Below are 17,856 nucleotides of genomic sequence, written 5' to 3' on the forward strand. Positions count from 1 at the left end.
GCATGATCAGCAGGCGGCAGTTCTCCCAGGCCATCGCCCTCACCGCGGCCGCGGTCCCGCTGACCCGCGCGGTCGCGCACGCGAGCACCCCGGCGTGGGGCCCGGTCAAGCAGGTCCGTGCGGGCCTGCTGGACGTCGGGTACGCCGAGCTGGGCCCCGCCGACGGCCCGGTGACGATCCTGCTGCACGGCTGGCCCTACGACATCCACAGCTACGTCGACGTGGCACCGGCGCTGGCCGCGAAAGGCCACCGGGTGCTCGTCCCGTACCTGCGCGGGTACGGCTCCACCCGCTTCCTGCACGCCCGCACGTTCCGCAACGGCCAGCAGTCGGCCCTCGCCGCGGACGTGATCGCGTTCATGGACGCCCTCAAGATCCGCGAGGCGACGCTCGCCGGCTTCGACTGGGGCGCCAGGACGGCCTGCGTCACGGCGGCGCTGTGGCCGCAGCGGGTCAGGGCGCTGGTGTCGGTCAGCGGCTACCTGGTCGTGAACCTGACCCAGAACCAGGAGCCGCTGAGCCCGCAGGCCGAGCTGGGCTGGTGGTACCAGTACTACTTCGCGACCGAGCGCGGTGTGAAGGGCTACACGCAGAACACCGCCGAGTTCAACAAGCTGATCTGGAAGCTCGCCTCGCCGAAGTGGGACTTCGACGACGCCACCTACGGCCGGAGCGCCACGGCGTGGCACAACCCCGACCACGTGGCGATCGTCATCCACAACTACCGCTGGCGGCTGCGGCTGGCCGAGGGCGAGCACCGCTACGACGGCTACGAGCGCGAGCTCGCCGCCAAGCCGGTGATCGGCGTGCCGACGATCACCATCGCCAGCGACTTCGACGGCGCCAACGCGGACGGCACGGGCTACCGCAAGCAGTTCAGCGGCCCTTACGAGCACCGCGTCCTCACCGGCATCGGCCACAACGTGCCGCAGGAGGCCCCGGAGGCGTTCACCCGCGCCGTGCTCGACGTGTGAACGCCTCCGTGCCCACTCAGGCGAGCGGTGTGAGAAGGCCGCCCGCCGCGGTGCGGATGCGCAGCGAGGAAAGTCTGGCGTCGCGCACGATCCGTTCCACGTCGTAGCCGACCAGCCGGCCACCACGCTTCACGACCCGGCCGTCGACGAGCACGGTGTCGACGTTGGCCGGTGTCGCCGACTGCACCAGCGTCGTCTCGATCAGGCCGCCCGGTGCGATGTTGACGTCGTTCGTGCGCACCAGGACCAGGTCGGCGCGCTTGCCGACGGTGATCGACCCGGTGACGTCGCCGAGGCCCAGCGCGCGGGCACCGTTGATCGTCGCCATCTCCAGCACGGCCCGGAACCCGATCTCCGGCAGCGCGGCGGTCGGCGTTCCCTGCCACGGGATCCCGGTCGTCCAGGCCAGGCGCATCGTCTCGAACATGTCCGACGGCGCGATCGACGTGGCGTCCGACGACAGCGACACCGGGAGACCGGCGGCCCTCATCCGCAGCAACGTCGCCCGCGGGTCACCGGCCGTGCCGAGGCGGAACTCCGAGTGCGGCGCCCAGCTCAGCGGTGTGCCGGTGCGGACCAGGACCTCGATGTCGCTGTCGAGCGCCGTGACGTAGTGGCACAGCAACGTCTTCGGGCCCAGCCAGCCGCGCCGTTCGTAGTCGGCGGCGTCCACGGTCCGCGGCGGTGCCTGGCCCGCGTGGATCGCGACCGGCAGGCCACGGCCCAGCGCGGCCTCCATGTCCGCGACGAACGCCGGTTCCGTGCTCTGCGACAACCCGCGCAGGCTGACGCCGAGGTGCACCAGCCCGCCGAACGCGGTGCCGCCGCCGAAGTACTGCTGCCGCACCCGGTCGACGTCGGTCATGTCCACCGGCACGTCGCGTGGCATCTGGTCGACGTGGCCGTAGGAGAACCGGGTGCGCAGCAGACCGTCGCGGTGCGCCCGCAGCTCGGCGTCGGCGTGCGCGGGCGTGCGGGTGTTGTTGCACCAGTTGTGCACGGTGGTCACGCCCGCGTTCGCCAGCTCCGCCAGCCCGAGCAGCACGCTGCGGTAGTGGTCGACCGGCTCGTACAACGCCGACGTGGCCCGCTTCGCCGCGAAGTACGGGAAGCCGTCGGCCACGAAGTTGCGGCCCAGCGCGCTCCACAGGTGGTGGTGGGTGTTGACGAACCCCGGCATGACGATCATGTCGGTCGCGTCGATGACGTCCGCGTCGCGGGCGTCCAGGTCACGCCCGACGGCCGCGATCCTGCCGTCGTCGACGAGCACGTCACCGCGTGGCAGCACCCCGAGCACGGGGTCGACGGTGACGACCGACCCGCCCCTGACCAGCAGGCGTCTTCCGTGCGGCGCTGCGCCCGCGGTGAGTGAGGAGCCCGTGGCGGACGCGGCCAGTGCGGCGCCGAGGGTGGTGGTGAGCGTCCTTCTGCTGATCATGCGGCCTCCAGTGCGGGGAGAGTCGGACCAGCCATGCTCACCCGCCGCCACCCGCCTGTCACCGCCGTGCGGAAACCGGTGGGCCACCTGGTGGAATGCGCTTACCGCGCCTGGTCCAGCGGCCGGATGTGCCGTTCGGGGTGCGCGGTCAGCGCGTCGACCTGGGGCCGGGCCGCGTCGAGCCGGCTCTGCTCGCTGGACTGGCGGTTGATGATCTGGTCCACGTTGGCGGAGGTCACCAGCAGCCCCGGCGCGACGAACCAGCCCTCCGGCAGCGCGCGGCCGTGCCTGGCGTGCTCGGCCAGCAGCCGCCCGGCCACCGCGCCCTTGACGAAGTGCTCCGCGGACACCGAAGCGAACAGGTGCCCCTCCTTCACGCCCCGCAACGCCTTCGGGTCGACGCTGAACGCACCGGCCAGCCACCGCGCGCCCCTCGCCGCGCGCACGGCGGCGAGGTTGACCGCGTCGACGTCACCGGCACCCAGGAACGCCAGCGCGCCGGGGTTCGCGTCGACGACCCGCTGCCAGGTCGCGAGGTTCGCCTGCGCGTCGCGCCCGGTGTCGAGCGGCCCCATCACCTTGAGCTTCGGCAGCCGCTCGGTCAGCCGGGCCCGCATGCCGGCCGACCGCTGGTCCAGCGCGGGCATCGCGGGGGAGTTGCTGCCGATCACCACGGTGCCCGCGGCGTCGGGCGGGAGCCGGTCGGCCGCGGCGTCGGCGAGCAGCCGGCCCATCTCGTAGCTGTCGTTCTCGATCAGCAACTCCACCTTCGCGCCGGGCGCGATCTGGCCGCCCGCGACCGCGATCACCGGGACGCCCTGCTCGACCACCCGCGCCATCGGCTCCGCGACCAGCTCTGGTGCCACCGCGGACACCCCGATGCCGCCCTTCGCCCGCGTGGCGAGGTCCTTGAGCAGCTCGACCTGCCGCAGCCCGTCGTGCGTGGCCGGTCCGGTGGCCTCCGTCCGCACACCACCGACCATCCGCGCGCCGGCGTTGAAGCCGTCGGTCATCTCGCGGGAGAAGTCGCGCGAGGTGTTCTGCGACAGGAAGCCGATCGTCGGCGGGTCATCTGACGTCTGCGCCGCCGTGCACCCACTCACCACCAGCACGAGCGTGAGAACCGCGGCCGGCAGGGCATGAGCACGCAGGAACATCGGTGAACCCCATCGTCGGGTGAAGCGCAGCGCCAGACGGTAGTGGGTCGGCCGCCGTCCCCGCCACCGGCGCGGAAACCACCGTCCGCCGGGTTGCGTGCCATCCTTTGGGTGCGTACCAATGAGCACTTCGCACGGGGTCGTCTAACGTGAGGCGCGTTGATGCTGTCCACCTGGGTCGAGGCTCGCACGACCGCGCACACCACGGTCGTCAGCCTGGTGATCGGCCTCGTCACGCTCGCGGGCATCGCGCTGTGGATGAGCCTGAGCGCCCAGCGCGCGGCCACGCACCTGCACGAGCTCAACCAGCTCAGCGACCGGTGGGGCCAGGTCGTGCAGAACGTCGACGTCGCCGACCACGCCATGTCGGACTACCTGCGCTCCGGCACCCCGGTCATGCGCCGGCCGCTGGTCAGCGCCGCCGGTGCGGCGGAGGAGAGCCTGCGGTGGCTGGGCGACAACGGGGGACCGGCCGACGTCCGGGCCGCCGCGCTGGTCGGTGACCTCTACGGCGACTACACGACGTTGCTGCGCGAGGTCGTGGCACTGGGTGACGGCGGTGACGCCACCGGGTCCGCCCTGAAGGCCGACCAGGCCGAGCTGACCGTCGTGTCGCTGCGCAAACAGCTCTCGACCGTCGTGCAGCTCAAACGCCTGGAGACCACCGAGTACCTGCGCAACGCCGAACGCCACAACGAACAGCTCCGGGTCGCGGCCGTCGTCGCGTTCGTCGTCGACCTCGGCCTGGTCGCGCTCTGCGCCGTCGTGCTGCTGGGCCACCGCCGCAAGATCCTGCGCCAGGCCGCGAAGAGCGAGCACGAGGCGTCGCACGACGCCCTGACCGGCCTGGCCAACCGCACGCTGCTGACCCAGCGCACCGGTCAGGCGATCGAACGCGCACAGGTCACCGGTGAGCCGCTCGGGCTGTTCCTCATCGACCTCAACCGCTTCAAACCGATCAACGACACCCTCGGCCACGCGTTCGGCGACCGGCTGCTGCAACACGTGGCGGACCGGCTGACGAGCGCGGTGCGCGGCGACGACACCGTGGCCAGGCTGGGCGGCGACGAGTTCGCGGTCCTGCTGCCCGCGGTCGGCAGCGCCGCGAACGCGCTGGCCGTGGCGGGCAAGGTGCACCGGGCGCTGGAGGAGGCCGTGGACCTCGACGGCCTCTCGGTCGAGGTCGGCTGCAGCATCGGCGTGGCGATGTACCCGGGCGACTCGACCGACGCGCACGAGCTGTTGAAGCACGCCGACATCGCCATGTACTCGGCCAAGCGCAGCCGGCTCGGCACCGCCGCCTACGAACCGGGCCTGGACCGGCACAGCGCCGCCCAGCTCACCGTGATCAGCGACCTGCGCAGGGCGATCGACCAGCGCGAGCTCGTCCTGCACTACCAGCCCAAGGCCGACGTCCGCAGCGGCACGGTCTGCGGCGCCGAGGTGCTGTGCCGCTGGCAGCACCCGAAGCTGGGCCTGCTCGGCCCCGACCGGTTCATCCCGGCCGCCGAGGAGACCGGCCTGATCGAGCCGCTCACCCGCTACGTGCTCGACCACGCCCTCGCGCAGTGCCGGCAGTGGCACACGGCCGGCTGGGACGTGCCGATCTCGGTCAACGTCGGCGCCCAGTGCCTGCACGACCTCACGTTCCCCGAGCAGGTGTCCGGCCTGCTCGACCAGCACGGCCGTCCGCCGGACGTGCTGACGCTGGAGATCACCGAGAGCGCCATCATCGCCGACCCGCACCGCGCCACCGAGGTGCTGAGCCGCCTGCGCGAGCTCGGTGTCCGGCTGTCGATCGACGACTTCGGCACCGGCTACTCGTCCATCGCCTACCTGCGCACGATGCCGGTGCACGAGATGAAGATCGACCGCTCGTTCACCACGAACATGCGCTCGGACTCCAGCAGCGGGGCGATCACCCGCTCGTTGCTCGGCCTCGCGCACAACCTGGAGCTGGAGGTCGTGGCCGAGGGCGTGGAGGACGAGGAGACGTGGACGGCACTGGCCGCGCTCGGGTGCGACGTCGTGCAGGGCTACTGCCTGAGCAAACCGCTGCCCGCGGACGAGTTCGCGAGCTGGTTGCGCGACCGGATGCTCACCGGGCTGACCGCGCCGGCCGGGTGACCGGGACGCACCTCGGCCTGAGGTGCGCCCGCAGCCCCTCGGTGCGACGGGCAGAGCACCGCGGCTACCGCAGGGTGGCCAGCCGGTACGCCGCGGCACCGATCAGCTCGATCGACACCTGGAGCCGGTCGAGGCTCACGTTGGCCGCGATCGTGTCCTCCGGCGTGTGGTAGATCGGCTCCAGCAGCTGCGGCCCGCCCTCACCACGCCAGCTGAAGTTCGCCGACGCCATGCCCTTCTCGTGGAACGGCACGTGGTCGCTCGACCCGCGTGCCACCGGGCCGTGCACGCGCGGGTCGTAGCCGAGCCGTTGGGCGGCGGCACGGACTTCGCGCGTGGTGTTGTTGTCCGCGCCGTCGACGGACAACAGCCAGTACGCGGTCGCGGGGTCGTGGCTCGTGGCGACCATGTCGTTCTGGAACACGCCCTTGATGCGTGCGATCTCCTCCGGGATGAGCTGTGAGACGTAGTGCCGGGAGCCGAGCAGGCCCTGTTCTTCCGAGCCCCACAACGCGAAGCGGATCGTCTTGTTCGTCGGCAGGTGGCGCAGCACGCGCGCGAGCTCCAGGCACAGCACCGTGCCGCTGCCGTCGTCGTTGGCGCCCGGTGAGCCCGGAACGCTGTCGTAGTGCGCGGTGATCATGACGACGCCGTTGTCACGCCACGGGAACGTGGGCGGGCGTTCCGCGATCACGTTGTGGGAGGTGAGGTTCGCGTGGTGGGTCGTGGTGATCGTCAGCTCGGTCGTGGTGCCGCGCAACCGCTCGGTGTGCACCTGAGCGAGGCCGACCACCGGGACGGCGACGTTCTGGGTGAGGGTGGGGGAGAACGCGCTGAGCTTGCTCGCGGTTGCCGAGATGCGGCCGAGCACGACGGCCACGGCGCCCTTCTCGATCGCGGCCAGGGTCGGCGCGGAACCGGTGGGGGCGTTGACGAACAGCGCGATCTTGCCGGTGAGGTCGGGCAGCGCGCTGCCGTCGCCGACGTCGACGACCGGTGCCTTGACCGTGACGCCCAGCGCGCCGAACCGCGACGCTCCCGCCTGCCAGCGGGTGCGGTCCACGACGAGGTCGGCGAGGTACTTGTCCGGCACCGCGAACGGCTGCGTGGTCACCTGGTAGCGCAGCTGCCGGAGCACCCGCACGAGGTAGTCGCGCGCCTGGTGCTCGGAGTCGGTGCCGCCGATGCGCGGGCCGATCCGGTCGCTCAGCACCCTGAGGTGCTCCAGCGCCCGCCGCGCCCGGACCTGGGCCACCACGGGGAAGTCGCCGAGGTGGAGGTCCGGCGCGTGCGCGGCGCCCGGTCGTTGCCGGGTGGCGGCCAGCGCACTCGCCGGGCTCGCCGCCACGACCGCGGCACCGGCTGCCGCTGCGAGGAAGTCACGTCTGCGCATGGTGTCGCCCCCAGGTCCAGTTGCGCCGTCGACGTGAACGTACGGAGCAGCCACCGTGCGGGACAACCGACTTCCGGTGGGTCACGCGGCGTGGTCGAGCACCAGGTCCTGCACCCGTTTGCGGGCATCCGCGCGTGCCTTGCCGATGCACGACATGAGCAACGCCGACAGCGTCTCGGGGTTGTGGTCGCGTGCGGCCGGGTCGAGTGCGATGCCGGTCGTCACGCCATTCGCGTCCACCGTGACGCTGACCGGTCCCACCGACGCACGTCCGATGATCGCACTCAGCTCACGCAGCAGTTCATGGTAACGCTCGCGTTCCTGCTGCGCGGCCGCGTCGGCCTGTTCGCGCCACCAGGCGATCCGGCGTTGCAGCAGGTCACGCGCCGCGACGGCGTCGGCCACCGGCACGGTCCACGCCCCGGACGCCGTGTGCAGCACCAAAGCGTTGTCCCGCGCCGTGACCCGTTGCACGCGCGCGAACGCGATCCCCGCCTCAAGACCGTCCGCACGCCAGTCGATCCGGTCGGTGCCGATCACCACCCGCGTGCCGTCGCCCGCCAGCACGAGCGGGAACGCCGTCGCCCCCAGCTCCACGACCGGCGTCGCCAGCAGCGACCGTTGCGCCAACCGTGCCAGCCAGCCCGCCGACCCCGCGCCCAGCAGTCCCACCGCGCACAACGCCTTGACCGCGACGGCCGCACCGGGGCTGAGCCGCAACGCGATGCCCGACCCCGGCAGCACACCGAGCACGAGCTGCGCGCCGGTCATCAGGGTGGTCGCGGGCAGCCACGAGTGCGGATCGCTCAACCCGTTGCGCCGCAACCAGGTGAGCAACGCCCACGCGCACGCGGCCGCCGCCACCGCCGGGATCGCGGACCACCACGGCATGATCCGGTGCCCGGCCGAGGTCATCCCGGCCAGCACCACGCACACGAGACCGATCGCGCCGGGCAGCACGCCCGCCGCCAGGAGCAGCAACGTCCGGGTGCGCCGCCACCGCGTGGCGAGCGCGCGCACGACCTGGGGATCGTGGGTGAGCGGTATGGCGTGCGGGATCAGTGTCATCGGGCACCCCTCGTCAGCTCTCCGCCGTCACGCGGTGTGACGTGCGGGCCGACCAGGCTTCCCGGCGCACCTGCCCGTAAATATGCCGCAAATGCCCAGCTCAGGCAAGCCTTGTCCAGTGTGGACGGTGTGGCGGGAGGGGCCCCCCCACCCCCCCCCGGGCAGCTCGCGTCCGCCTTCCCCCCCGCGCGCACCACCAGCAGCGCGGCGGCCACCAGGAACACAGGCTGATGCCGAACAACGGGGCGAACCACCCGGCCACGACCGCACCCACGCCGAGCGCGACCACCGCGACCGGCGGGGCCTTGCGCCACTGCCCGCGCGGCGCCGGACGGCCGAACCTGCGGGTGGGCCTGCGCTTCCACCACATCCGGTAGCCCAGCACGACCAGCGTCACCAGACCGCCGCCGACCAGCAGCAGGAGCAGCTGGTTGGGCCACCCGAACAGCACGCCTATGTGCGCGTCGATGCCCCAGCGGGTCATCTTCGCCATGAACGGGAAGTCGGCGAACCGCACCGAGCCGACCACCTCGCCGTCCCGCACGGCGACCGCGTCACCGTGACCGCCCAGCCCGCGCTCGATCTCCGTGACCTTCCAGACGCCGGACGCCGGCAGCGCGATCTCGACCTTGTGCGCGTCGACGCCCCACGTCCGTGCGACGGCCATGACGTCGTCGATGTCGGTGGGGTCGGACGCGGGTACTTCGGTGTGCTCGCCGTGCCCGGAGTGCTCGCCACCGCCGGGGACCTGGAGCGCGGGCGTGGACCAGCCGAACGCCTCGCGCAGCGTGCCGATGTTCTCGCCGGCGTAGGCCGACCACGTCAGGCCGGTCGCCGACAGGAACAGCGCACCCGCCAGCACCCACACGCCGAGCAGGCCGTGCCCGCGGATCCGCCTGCTGCCCCTGGCCCGCGTGAGCCACAGGACCAGGCCGCCCAGCGCGACCACCCACAGCCAGGACGCGGCGAGCTCGCTGTAGAGGCGGCCGGGCTCACCGAGCATCAGGTTGCGGTGCAACTGGTCGAGGGTCGTGCGCAGCGGCAGCACGCCGCTGGTCCCGTAGACCACGAGGTCCCCGGTCACCTCGCCGGTGCCGGGGTCGACGAACACGGCCCGGCGCTCGGACTCGCCGAGACCCCTCTCCGCGAACAGGACGCGGGTGGTGTCACCGGGTTCGGGGGCCGGCCGGACCGCGACCAGCTCGCCCCCGGGAGCGGTCGCCGTCGCCGCGCGGACCTGCTCGGACAGCGGAAGCTGTTGTGCCGAAACGGGAACGCGCAGCTGGTCGGCGTAGACCCACGACTCCAGCTGCGGCGTCAGCGCGTACAGCACACCGGTCAGCGCGGCGACCAGGACGAACGGGCCGACGAGCACACCGGCGTAGAAGTGCAGCCGCAGGAACAGCCCGCGCCAGGCGAACGAGGTCCGCGTGCCGGGTGCCGGCGGGGATTGCGTGGTGGACATGGCAAAGCTCCAATGGGCGTGAACAGGCGTGGACCGGCGCACACCGCGCCGGCCTCGGGTGAGGTGGGATCAGGCCTGTCCAGCCGGGGGACCGCGCCACGACAGCACGTCCAGCACCACCGCGGCGGCCGGGAGGTGCCGGTACACGGGCACGGTCAGGGGAGCCGTCGCGACGAACGGCGTCAGCTTGCGCGGCAGCAGCGAGGCGAGCACCCGCGCCAGCCCGAGCACCGACCGTTCCGCGACCGCCAGCACGCCGACGACCACGGCCGTGGCCAGGACGTGGGCGGCGGTCATCCGTTCGACGCTCACGTGGTCGTGCCGGGCCGACGCGAGCACCAGCATCGAGTGCATCGCCAGCTGCCCACCGCCGACCAGCACCAGCAACCGCGCCGGGGTGAGCTCGTGGCGGGCCAGCCCCGACACCGCCCACGTCAGCAGCGCGACGAGCGAGAACACCAGCCCCGCGTCGGGCAGGTGGCCGTCGGCGCCGGAGTGCGCGAGCACGGCCAATGCGCCCGTGGTCGTGCCGACGGCACCGCAGCGCACACGGCGCAGGGGCGCTGAGGGCAGGGGCACGCGGGCAGAATAGTGGCGGAACCGGCCGGGATGGCCGGCCTGCGTGAGAACCCGCACACGGGGTGAACCGTGCGACCGCCGCGTCCGTATCCACCTGCGGCGGTACTCGTCCCTCGGCGCCTCCTCCTGCCGTGGCGCGGTGCTGTCAGGGCGCGATGCGGGCCAGGTCGACGCGCGACTGGATGGAGAGCTTGCGGTAGATCTGCCGCAGGTGGAAGCCGACGGTGTGCGGTGACACGAACATCTCGCTGGCCACCTGGCGGTTCGTCAGCCCCTGCGCCACCAGCCGCGCGACCTTCGCCTCCGTGCTGGTGAGGCTGTCCCAGCCGGTCTCCGGCCGGGCCTCGTGGTTCCAGTGCCGCCTGCGCACGCCGAGCCTGCGCAGCTTGCGGCGCACACGGGCCGAGTCCCACTCCGCGCCGAGCGCGTCGTAGGCGGCCATCGCCCGGTTCAGCTCGGTGATCGCCCGGTCGCGGTCCTGCTCGCGCAGCAGCGTCCCGGTGTCCTCGACGACCGAGGCCGCCGCCCACGGGTCGCCGTAGCCGCTCTCCAGACCGTGCAACGCCGTGACATCGTTGTCCAGCAACGCACGCCCGTGCCGTGCCGCCGCGGCGACCGTGTCGAAGGACGGGTTGGCCGCCGCGATCTCCTCCGCCGCGGCGACGACGTTCCCGGCGCTGTCCCGCTCACCGGCGGACAGCGCGGTGCGGACCGCCCACGCCGCCATCGACGGGTCCTCCAGCAGGAGTTGGCGGCACTGCTCGGAATCCGCGAGCGACTCGCGCAGCTCGTCCATCGCCGCGTGCGCGCCACGCCGTGCCGACACGACCACGGCGGCGAGCACGCGGACCAGCGCCGACCACGGCTGCGCGCGTTCGGCCGGTGCGCACTCCTCCAGCCTGCGCAGGCTGTCGGCCGCCAGGGCGAGATCGCCGCGGCGCAGCGCCGAGATCACCAGCACCGCGCGCAACTGCGGTTCGTACAACGGCATCTCCGCGCGTTCGGAGGCCGTCAGCCCGGCCCGCGCGTCCGACTCCGCCGCCACCAGCTCGCCCTTGGCCAGCAGGACCGTGGCACGCAGCGCGAGCGGAACCGGGCTGAGCACGCCGTTGTGCTCGGTGTCGATGGCCGCGCGGGCGGTCTCGGCGGCGGCGAGCGCCTCGTCCAGCCTGCGGACCTTGGTGAACAGCCACGCGCGTGTCCACAGTGGATCGCACTGCCACGCGCGGGTGAGCCGGCCGCGCAGCCGCACGGCCTCGTCGACGGTGTCGATCGCCGCCTCCAACCGGCCCTCCCGCCAGTGCGACATGGCCCGCACGTTGAGCGCGGCCGCACGGACGTCGTCGCTGTGCCGTCCCGGCTGGTCCAGCACCCGCTCCGCGATGAGGGCGACCTTGCCCTGGTCGTTGTGCGACAAGGCGTTGAGCAGCAGCAGCTCGGGACACGGTTCCGGGCACGGCTCGGCACCGGGGCCCGCCTGCCCCGTGGCGGCGACGGCGTGGTTCGAGACGTCGAACGCGGCCGAGGTGTCACCGCGCAGCATCAACGCCGTCGCGAGCCACGTCCGCAACGGCCGGGCGAGCTCGGGCTCGGCGTCGGCGTGCGCCGCCAGCTGTTCCTGCGCGAGGTCGACCGCGTCGCTCAGGCAGCCGAGCCGCACGAGGGCCGCGGTGGCGGTCGTCGCCAGCGCCACGTGGTCGCCGCTGTCCGGTGCCGCGATCCGCAGCCCGCGCGTGGCGAGGGCCGACGCGGCCTGTGGTGACGTGGCGAGCAGGCGGTGCGCCGCCTCTCGGATCGTGCCGACCGCCGCGGTGTCGCCCGGTCCCGCGCAGTGCACGAGGTGGACGGCGGCGGCCTCGGCCCGGTGGCGCGGGCGGCCCAGCAGCATCGTGGCGGCCTGCCGGTGCAGCATCGAGCGCAGCAGTTCGGGCACCGTGCCGAGCACCGCGCGCCACACCGGTTCGCGGTGGAACACGAACTCGTCGGCGTCGCTGCCGATCAGCCCGGCGGCCAGCGCCTCTTGCAACGGCCCGAGCAGCTGCGCGGGGCGTTGTCCGAGCATCTCGGCCAGGTCCTGTGGCGCGAAGCTGTGCCCGAGCACGGCGGCGACCTGCAGCACCTCCTGCGCGCGGGTGGAGAGCTCGCGCAGCCGCGCCTGCATCCGCAGGGTGAACGGACGCGGCAGCGGCGCACCGGGATCGGGCTCGACGGCCGCGGAGATCCCCGTCGCCAACGGCCCGCCCACGAGCCGCGCGACCTGGTCCGCCACCGTCAGGCAGCCGTCCCTGCGCAGGTCGAGCACCAGGTCCACGACCGCCTGCGGGGTGCCGCCGACGCTGTCGCACAACGCCACCAGGTCGTCGCTGGGCGCCGCGTCGAGCAGGTCGCCCGCGATGCCCGCGACCGCCGCGCCGGTCAACGGCTCCAGCGGCCCCAGCCACTCGGTGCGGTGCTTGCGCGCCAGTGTGCGCAACGCACTGCCGCTGGGCGAGTCGGCGTGGTCGGCGTGCACCGCGAACAACCACAGCACCGGTGCTTTGTCCAGTTTGGACATCACGGCGCCGAGCGCGTGCAGGAGCGTCAGATCGGCCCACTGCGCGTCGTCCACGGCCACCAGCACCGGCCTGCGGCGCAGGTGGCTCGTCAGCTGCGCCTCGAACCGCCCGGCGGCCACACCGACCCGCTCGTCCTCCTGCCGGCCGCCGCGCGGGGTCACCAGCGAGACCGCCCGCGCGAGGCCGGGCGGCTCCGCCGCACCGTTGACGACGGCGAACCCCCGCCTGGCCGCGACCGACATCAGCTCCAGGAGCAGCCTGGTCTTGCCGGTGCCCGCGCCGGACTCGAGCACGACCACGTGCGCCCGCTGGTGCTCGGCGCCGTCGCGCATCAGCTGCTCGACGCGGCCGACCTGTGCCGTCCGGCCGTGCAGCGCCCACTGCGGGCCGGAGATCTCCGGTGCCGCCGCGTCGGTGAGTTCTTCGAGAACCTGACGTTCCACACTATTCCCTCCCGCCCAGCCTCGCGTGCGGTTCGTGCAAATCGCAGGATAGGGACAGCAAATGTCTCGGGCTAGGTGTGTGTCTCAGTACGGTGGCGGCACCGGATTCCGCCGTACGGGTGGTTGTTGCGTCCATTTCTGGAACATCACCGCTGGTGGAGGGGGTGTAAAGAAAAGTGTCAAAGAACCGGACCGGCGAACTGTGACCATAACGACCAGAAGTCCGTGGTAATCGCCTGGTCTGCCGCCAGCCGTTCTCAGTGCCGGTCGCGTGGACTGGCCAATCAAGACGGGCGGCACATTTTCCGTGTTCGGGCAAACTTCGCCCGGTATTTGTGCGCGGGTCATCGCCGGGTGCGCGGCGATCTCGCTGCGGTGCGCGGTGGCATGCTGCCGCCGTGATCACCTACACCTCCGACGTCACCGGCCTCACCGAGGCCGACCTGGCCGGGTTCTTCGTCGACTGGCCGCGGCCGCCCAGCGCCGCACAGCACCTCGCCGTGCTGCGCGGCAGCTACCGGGCCGTGGTCGCGCGCGCGGACGGCCGCGTGGCCGGGTTCGTGAACATGATCAGCGACGGCGTGCTGACCGGGTTCGTCCCGTGGCTGGAGGTGCTGCCGGAGTACCAGGGGCAGGGCATCGGCTCCGAGCTGGTGCGCCGGATCCTGGCCGAGGGCGCGCACCTGTACTCGATCGACCTCGTGTGCGACGAGCCGCTGCGGCCGTACTACGAACGGTTCGGCATGGTCGCGCTGACCGCGATGGGGGCGCGCAACCGCGACGCGTGCGGCTAGTGGTGTGGCGCGGAACGCCGCTTGTCGACGTTCCGCGCCAGGGCTTGGCCCTAGATCCCTTCGAGGTCCAGCACCTGCTGGTGCGGCCCGCCGGTGAACGAGCTGCTGAGCAGCCCGGCCGACCGGCAGCGCCCGCACGTCACCGGCGAGGTGGTGGGCTTGAACCGGGTGAAGTCCCAGCTGCCGGTGCCCACGTGACAACCGGGGCCGGGCACCTCGAGCCCCAGCCAGCCCTGCAACCGCACCGCGTGCACGACGTCGGACCCGTCGAGGTAGCCGTTGAGCCGTCCCGCGAACCGGTCGCGCGCCTGCGCCGCGGGCGCTGCCAGTGCTTCCTGCAACGCGGACATCCCGTTCATGCGTTCGATTCAACCCCACTCGCCCGTGTGCGCCCGTGAACCACGCCGTCCGGGGTACGGTGCCGTTCATGAAGGCTTTCCGAGCGGCCGTCGAGGCCCGCGACAGCGACGCGATGGCGGCCTGCCTCGCCGACGACGTGGTGTTCACGAGCCCTGTCGCGTTCTCCCCGTACCCCGGCAAGGCACTCACCGCAGCGATCCTGCGCGCCGTGCTGCGGGTCTTCGAGAACTTCCGCTACGAGCGCGAGATCGTCGACGGCGAGAACTCCGCGCTGGTCTTCCGTGCCGAGGTGAACGGCAAGGAGGTGCAGGGCTGCGACTTCCTGCACCTCAACGCAGACGGCCTGATCGCCGAGTTCACCGTCATGGTGCGGCCGCTGTCCGGCGCCCGGGCGTTGTCCGAGGCGATGGCCGCGCAGTTCGAGCAGATCAAGGCGGAAGCCCTGTCCGCGTGAGCCAGGAGCAGGACGACGACCTCACCATGAGGGTGCGCGACGTCAGCGGCAACGTCGTGCAGGGTCAGAAGATCGACAACGTCACGGTGCACGAGCGCGACCGCCGCACGGTGGTCCTGCTCGCCGTGGTCCTCGTCGTGGTGCTGGCGGCGGCCGCCGTGATCGTGTGGCTGGTCCGCAAGCCCGAAGAGCCCGGCAAGCCCGCACTGGCCGCCGCCGTCGCGTTCGGCGACTCCCAGTGCCGCGCCGGACACGTCGTGCCCGCGCAGGGGCAGACGTCGATCCCCTACGCGCGGCGCCCGGCCGGTGGCGTCACGGTCACCGGCGCGGAGCTCACCGCCACCCTGCAGGGCCTGTCGGAGGCGTCGGTGGTGCTGCAGTCCGTGCGGGCCGAGGTCCTCAGCCGCAAACCCGCCATGCCGGGCCTGTTCCTGCAGGGTCGCTGTGCCAGCGAGGTGACGCGGCGGTTCTTCGCGATCGACCTGTCCGCCCAGGCGCCCGTCGCCACACCGGTCCAGGACGAGCGCGCCGGGCAGCGGGGTGCGCCGGCGGACTTCCCGCTCAAGGTCAACCTCAACGACGTCGAGCAACTGGTCATCCGGGTGGACTCGCCGCGCGAGGACGTGGAATGGGTGCTGGTGGTGGGGTGGACCTCCGGCGGCGACTCGGGCGAGCTCCGCATCGACGACAACGGCAAACCCTTCCGCTCCACGGCGGTCACCGCCGCCCAGCCCTGGTGCGTCGACGAGGCGCAGAACGTGTGGAAACCGTGCTGAGACTGGTCCTGGCCGCCGTCCTGCTACTCGCCGGCTGCTCGTCGGCACCGCCGGCGCCCTCGTTCACGCCGCCGACCTGGACCCAGCAGACCGCGCCGACGCTGACGCGGGAACGGCTGCAGACCGTCCACGGCGCCGTCGGGTTCAGCGGCGGCTTCGTGCTCGCGGGCGACTACCTCGTCCCGGCCGAGCCGGGCAACGTCGAGGGCCGGACCAACGACGTCCACCCGGTGCTGCACATGTCGGTGGACGGTCAGACGTGGCGTGAGGTGACGCCGCCGGAGATCGGCGAGCTGGCGTGGGGCGATGCCGCTGCCGCGTACGGCGACAACGCCTACGTGCTGGGCGGCAACGGCGCCCAGCCGGTGCTGCTGACCTCGGAGGGCGGTGTCTGGACCAGGCTCGCGCTGCCGGGAGGGCTCTTCACCGACAAGCCGTCAGCGGTCGCGGCCGGACCGCGCGGTGTGGTGGTCGTGGCGTTCGCCGAGAACAAGGTGAGCGACCGCGTGAAGGGCCTGCGGCTTTGGTTCTCGCCGGACGGCAAGAAGTTCGGTGATCCGGTCGAGCTGACGAACCGGCAGCTCTACACCGGCTACCAGCCGCGCGTGCTCGCCACCGAGCGCGGCTTCCTGGTCTACGGCGCGATGCCCGCGACCGGCCGGCCGCAGCGGCGGGCCGAGATGCTGTTCGAGTCGGCGGACGGCCGCGACTGGAAGGCGGTGGGCGACCGGCTGCCCGACCCGCCGCAGGGGCAGCACTACAGCGCGCTCACCGCCGCGCAGCACAACAACGGCGTCACCGTGCTGTTCGGCACGCTGGGCAACGCGGACAACCCCGACGACTCCAAGGCCGGCCTGACCGGCTGGTACCGGCGTGACGGCGAGACCGCGTGGACCCAGCTCGCCGACCTCGACCCCGGCAAGCTGCCCGACGCGGGCGTGGCGCCCAGACCGCAACGCCGGGTCACCGACGTGGCCCGGTGGCAGACCGGCTTCCTGGCGGTCGGCTCCACCCCCGGTGCCGGGGCGGTGTGGACGTCGCCGGACGGGCTGGCGTGGACGAAGATGCCGGTGCGGGACAACGGTTTCGAAGGCGCCGGAGTGCTCGACCACCTCGGCGACGGCGGCCTCGGCCTGTTGCTGGACCTGCCGGAGGTCAAGGGGCCCGCGCGGTTCTGGCGCACCGGGTCGCCCTCCGCGCGGCCGGCCACGAACCACCCGGTGCCCAAGGGTGGTGCGTGGCAGGGGATTTCCGGCACCTCGATCGCGCTGGACGACACCGGCGGCGGTGAGATCCGCTACTCCGACTTCAAGGTGAGGGACGCGAAGCAGTTCGCGGTGAAGTTCCGCCACGTCGGCATCACCGCCGGGGGAACGAGGACCATGGAGGTCACGTCGTCCACCGATCCCGCGGTACCGGTCGGCGGCACGCTGTCGGCGAAGGTCCAGGACCACGGCGCCACCGTGCTGTTCCCGGACGGCACCCAGCGCGAGTTCTGCGGCGCTGATCGTTACGCGGAGTGCTCGTAGACGCTGACGTGCCGGGTGCTGGCGGCGACGAACGGCTCGCCGTTCCAGCCACCCCGGCGCTCGCGCAGCCGCAACCCGGCGATGCGGGCCATCAGGTCGAACTCCGACGGGTAGCTCAGCCGCTGCCGGATCGGGCCGAACCGGACGCCGTCCACGCCGATGTGCACGTGGTTCTCGTCGAGGATCTGGGTGACCGGGTCGTACCGGTTGACGTCGATCTCGACGTGGTCGACCTCGACCGCCTCGACGTCGATGTACTGGTTGAGCTGCCGCGCCGACCAGCTCGGCACCCCGCACTCGACCACGAACACGCCGCCGGGGTCGAGGTGGCGTGCCGCGTTGGAGAAGCAGCGCACCTGGTCGTCCTGGGTGAGCAGGTTCGTGATCGTGTTGTAGACCAGGTACACCAACGGGTACGTGCGCCCGGTGCCGACGGTGGACATGTCGCCCATGGTCACCTCGACCCGGTCACCGCCGGGTTTCTCCCGCATCCGCGCGACCATGTCGGGGGAGAGCTCGATGCCGTCGACGACCACACCGGCCTCCTGCAAAGGCAACGCGATGCGGCCGGTGCCGACGGCGAGCTCCAGCGCTCTGGAGCCGAACCCGGCGAGGAAGCGGACCGTCTCGTCCTCGTCGCCGCGGGGCGAGTCGTCGTAGGTGCGGGCGATCTCCGGACCGAAGCTCGGGTTGAATCCCTTCACCCGTCCCACGCTAGCCACGCCCGGCAACCGGTTTTCCGTT

Annotated in this window: 15 protein-coding genes; 6 read left to right on the top strand and 9 right to left on the bottom strand. The window is 72.4% G+C overall.

Going from position 1 to position 17,856, the window contains the following annotated elements:
- The first annotated feature begins 2 nt into the window (after positions 1-2).
- A complete protein-coding gene (locus ADL03_RS13130) occupies positions 3-974 on the top strand; it encodes an alpha/beta fold hydrolase (RefSeq protein ID WP_053733636.1) in 972 nt (323 codons plus the stop codon).
- Between the two features lie 16 nt (positions 975-990).
- Here the strand turns inward: ADL03_RS13130 and ADL03_RS13135 are convergent, their stop codons facing one another.
- On the bottom strand, positions 991-2,412 hold the full coding sequence (locus tag ADL03_RS13135; RefSeq protein ID WP_082373086.1) for an amidohydrolase family protein: 1,422 nt from the start codon (positions 2,410-2,412) through the stop codon (positions 991-993).
- 101 nt (positions 2,413-2,513) lie between these two features.
- A complete protein-coding gene (locus ADL03_RS13140) occupies positions 2,514-3,569 on the bottom strand; it encodes a sugar ABC transporter substrate-binding protein (RefSeq protein WP_053733637.1) in 1,056 nt (351 codons plus the stop codon).
- Between the two features lie 162 nt (positions 3,570-3,731).
- On the opposite strand from ADL03_RS13140, the gene ADL03_RS13145 reads away from it, so the two are divergent.
- Entirely contained in the window at positions 3,732-5,696 is a 1,965-nt protein-coding gene (locus ADL03_RS13145) for a bifunctional diguanylate cyclase/phosphodiesterase (RefSeq protein WP_157528552.1), read from the top strand.
- Positions 5,697-5,760: 64 nt separating this feature from the next.
- On the opposite strand, the gene ADL03_RS13150 is transcribed toward ADL03_RS13145, so the two are convergent.
- The 5 genes from ADL03_RS13150 to ADL03_RS13170 all read right to left on the bottom strand — a co-directional run bounded on the left by ADL03_RS13150 (position 5,761) and on the right by ADL03_RS13170 (position 13,199).
- Positions 5,761-7,089 (bottom strand): M28 family peptidase, encoded by a 1,329-nt coding sequence (locus tag ADL03_RS13150; protein ID WP_053733639.1) that lies wholly within the window; start codon positions 7,087-7,089, stop codon positions 5,761-5,763.
- 81 nt (positions 7,090-7,170) lie between these two features.
- Positions 7,171-8,157 carry a YbaB/EbfC family nucleoid-associated protein gene (locus ADL03_RS13155; RefSeq protein WP_053733640.1) on the bottom strand — a complete coding sequence of 329 codons (987 nt, stop codon included), beginning with the start codon at positions 8,155-8,157 and terminating at the stop codon, positions 7,171-7,173.
- A 100-nt stretch (positions 8,158-8,257) separates the two neighbouring features.
- Positions 8,258-9,622: a PepSY domain-containing protein gene (locus ADL03_RS13160; RefSeq protein WP_063798544.1), complete on the bottom strand. Its 1,365-nt coding sequence runs from the start codon at positions 9,620-9,622 to the stop codon at positions 8,258-8,260.
- A gap of 69 nt (positions 9,623-9,691) precedes the next feature.
- On the bottom strand, positions 9,692-10,201 hold the full coding sequence (locus ADL03_RS13165) for a hypothetical protein (protein ID WP_157528554.1): 510 nt from the start codon (positions 10,199-10,201) through the stop codon (positions 9,692-9,694).
- Positions 10,202-10,346: 145 nt separating this feature from the next.
- Positions 10,347-13,199, bottom strand: a complete 2,853-nt coding sequence (locus ADL03_RS13170) for a LuxR family transcriptional regulator (RefSeq protein WP_053733642.1) — start codon at positions 13,197-13,199, stop codon at positions 10,347-10,349.
- Between the two features lie 398 nt (positions 13,200-13,597).
- Between ADL03_RS13170 and ADL03_RS13175 the strand changes: the two genes are divergently transcribed.
- Entirely contained in the window at positions 13,598-13,993 is a 396-nt protein-coding gene (locus tag ADL03_RS13175) for a GNAT family N-acetyltransferase (RefSeq protein WP_053733643.1), read from the top strand.
- A gap of 50 nt (positions 13,994-14,043) precedes the next feature.
- Here the strand turns inward: ADL03_RS13175 and ADL03_RS13180 are convergent, their stop codons facing one another.
- The gene (locus ADL03_RS13180) at positions 14,044-14,352 is read right to left on the bottom strand and encodes a hypothetical protein (RefSeq protein WP_053733644.1); all 309 of its coding nucleotides are present in this window, start codon (positions 14,350-14,352) and stop codon (positions 14,044-14,046) included.
- A 68-nt stretch (positions 14,353-14,420) separates the two neighbouring features.
- Here ADL03_RS13180 and ADL03_RS13185 point away from each other — a divergent pair, with 68 nt between their 5' ends.
- The 3 genes from ADL03_RS13185 to ADL03_RS13195 are packed head-to-tail and all read left to right on the top strand — an operon-like array spanning position 14,421 to position 17,112.
- Complete coding sequence (locus ADL03_RS13185) at positions 14,421-14,807, top strand: nuclear transport factor 2 family protein (protein WP_053733989.1); 387 nt, start codon at positions 14,421-14,423, stop codon at positions 14,805-14,807.
- Positions 14,804-15,583, top strand: coding sequence for a hypothetical protein (locus ADL03_RS13190; protein WP_053733645.1), 780 nt, complete (start codon positions 14,804-14,806; stop codon positions 15,581-15,583). Before ADL03_RS13185 ends, ADL03_RS13190 begins: the two co-directional genes overlap by 4 nt.
- Positions 15,577-17,112 (top strand): hypothetical protein, encoded by a 1,536-nt coding sequence (locus tag ADL03_RS13195; protein ID WP_157528556.1) that lies wholly within the window; start codon positions 15,577-15,579, stop codon positions 17,110-17,112. The genes ADL03_RS13190 and ADL03_RS13195 overlap by 7 nt, the downstream gene beginning before the upstream one ends.
- On the opposite strand, the gene ADL03_RS13200 is transcribed toward ADL03_RS13195, so the two are convergent.
- A complete protein-coding gene (locus ADL03_RS13200) occupies positions 17,094-17,816 on the bottom strand; it encodes a class I SAM-dependent methyltransferase (RefSeq protein ID WP_053733990.1) in 723 nt (240 codons plus the stop codon). The two genes, ADL03_RS13195 and ADL03_RS13200, sit on opposite strands and share 19 nt — an antisense overlap.
- Positions 17,817-17,856 lie beyond the last annotated feature (40 nt).

The organism is Nocardia sp. NRRL S-836 (assembly GCF_001279525.1).
Classification (GTDB): domain Bacteria; phylum Actinomycetota; class Actinomycetes; order Mycobacteriales; family Pseudonocardiaceae; genus Lentzea.

Coding starts and splice junctions, on each gene's coding strand:
- ADL03_RS13140 (WP_053733637.1), bottom strand. CDS start 3,569: ATGTTCCTGCGTGCTCATGCCCTGCCGGCCGCGGTTCTCACGCTCGTG.
- ADL03_RS13185 (WP_053733989.1), top strand. CDS start 14,421: ATGAAGGCTTTCCGAGCGGCCGTCGAGGCCCGCGACAGCGACGCGATG.
- ADL03_RS13160 (WP_063798544.1), bottom strand. CDS start 9,622: ATGTCCACCACGCAATCCCCGCCGGCACCCGGCACGCGGACCTCGTTC.
- ADL03_RS13145 (WP_157528552.1), top strand. CDS start 3,732: ATGCTGTCCACCTGGGTCGAGGCTCGCACGACCGCGCACACCACGGTC.
- ADL03_RS13130 (WP_053733636.1), top strand. CDS start 3: ATGATCAGCAGGCGGCAGTTCTCCCAGGCCATCGCCCTCACCGCGGCC.
- ADL03_RS13135 (WP_082373086.1), bottom strand. CDS start 2,412: ATGATCAGCAGAAGGACGCTCACCACCACCCTCGGCGCCGCACTGGCC.
- ADL03_RS13180 (WP_053733644.1), bottom strand. CDS start 14,352: ATGAACGGGATGTCCGCGTTGCAGGAAGCACTGGCAGCGCCCGCGGCG.
- ADL03_RS13150 (WP_053733639.1), bottom strand. CDS start 7,089: ATGCGCAGACGTGACTTCCTCGCAGCGGCAGCCGGTGCCGCGGTCGTG.
- ADL03_RS13155 (WP_053733640.1), bottom strand. CDS start 8,157: ATGACACTGATCCCGCACGCCATACCGCTCACCCACGATCCCCAGGTC.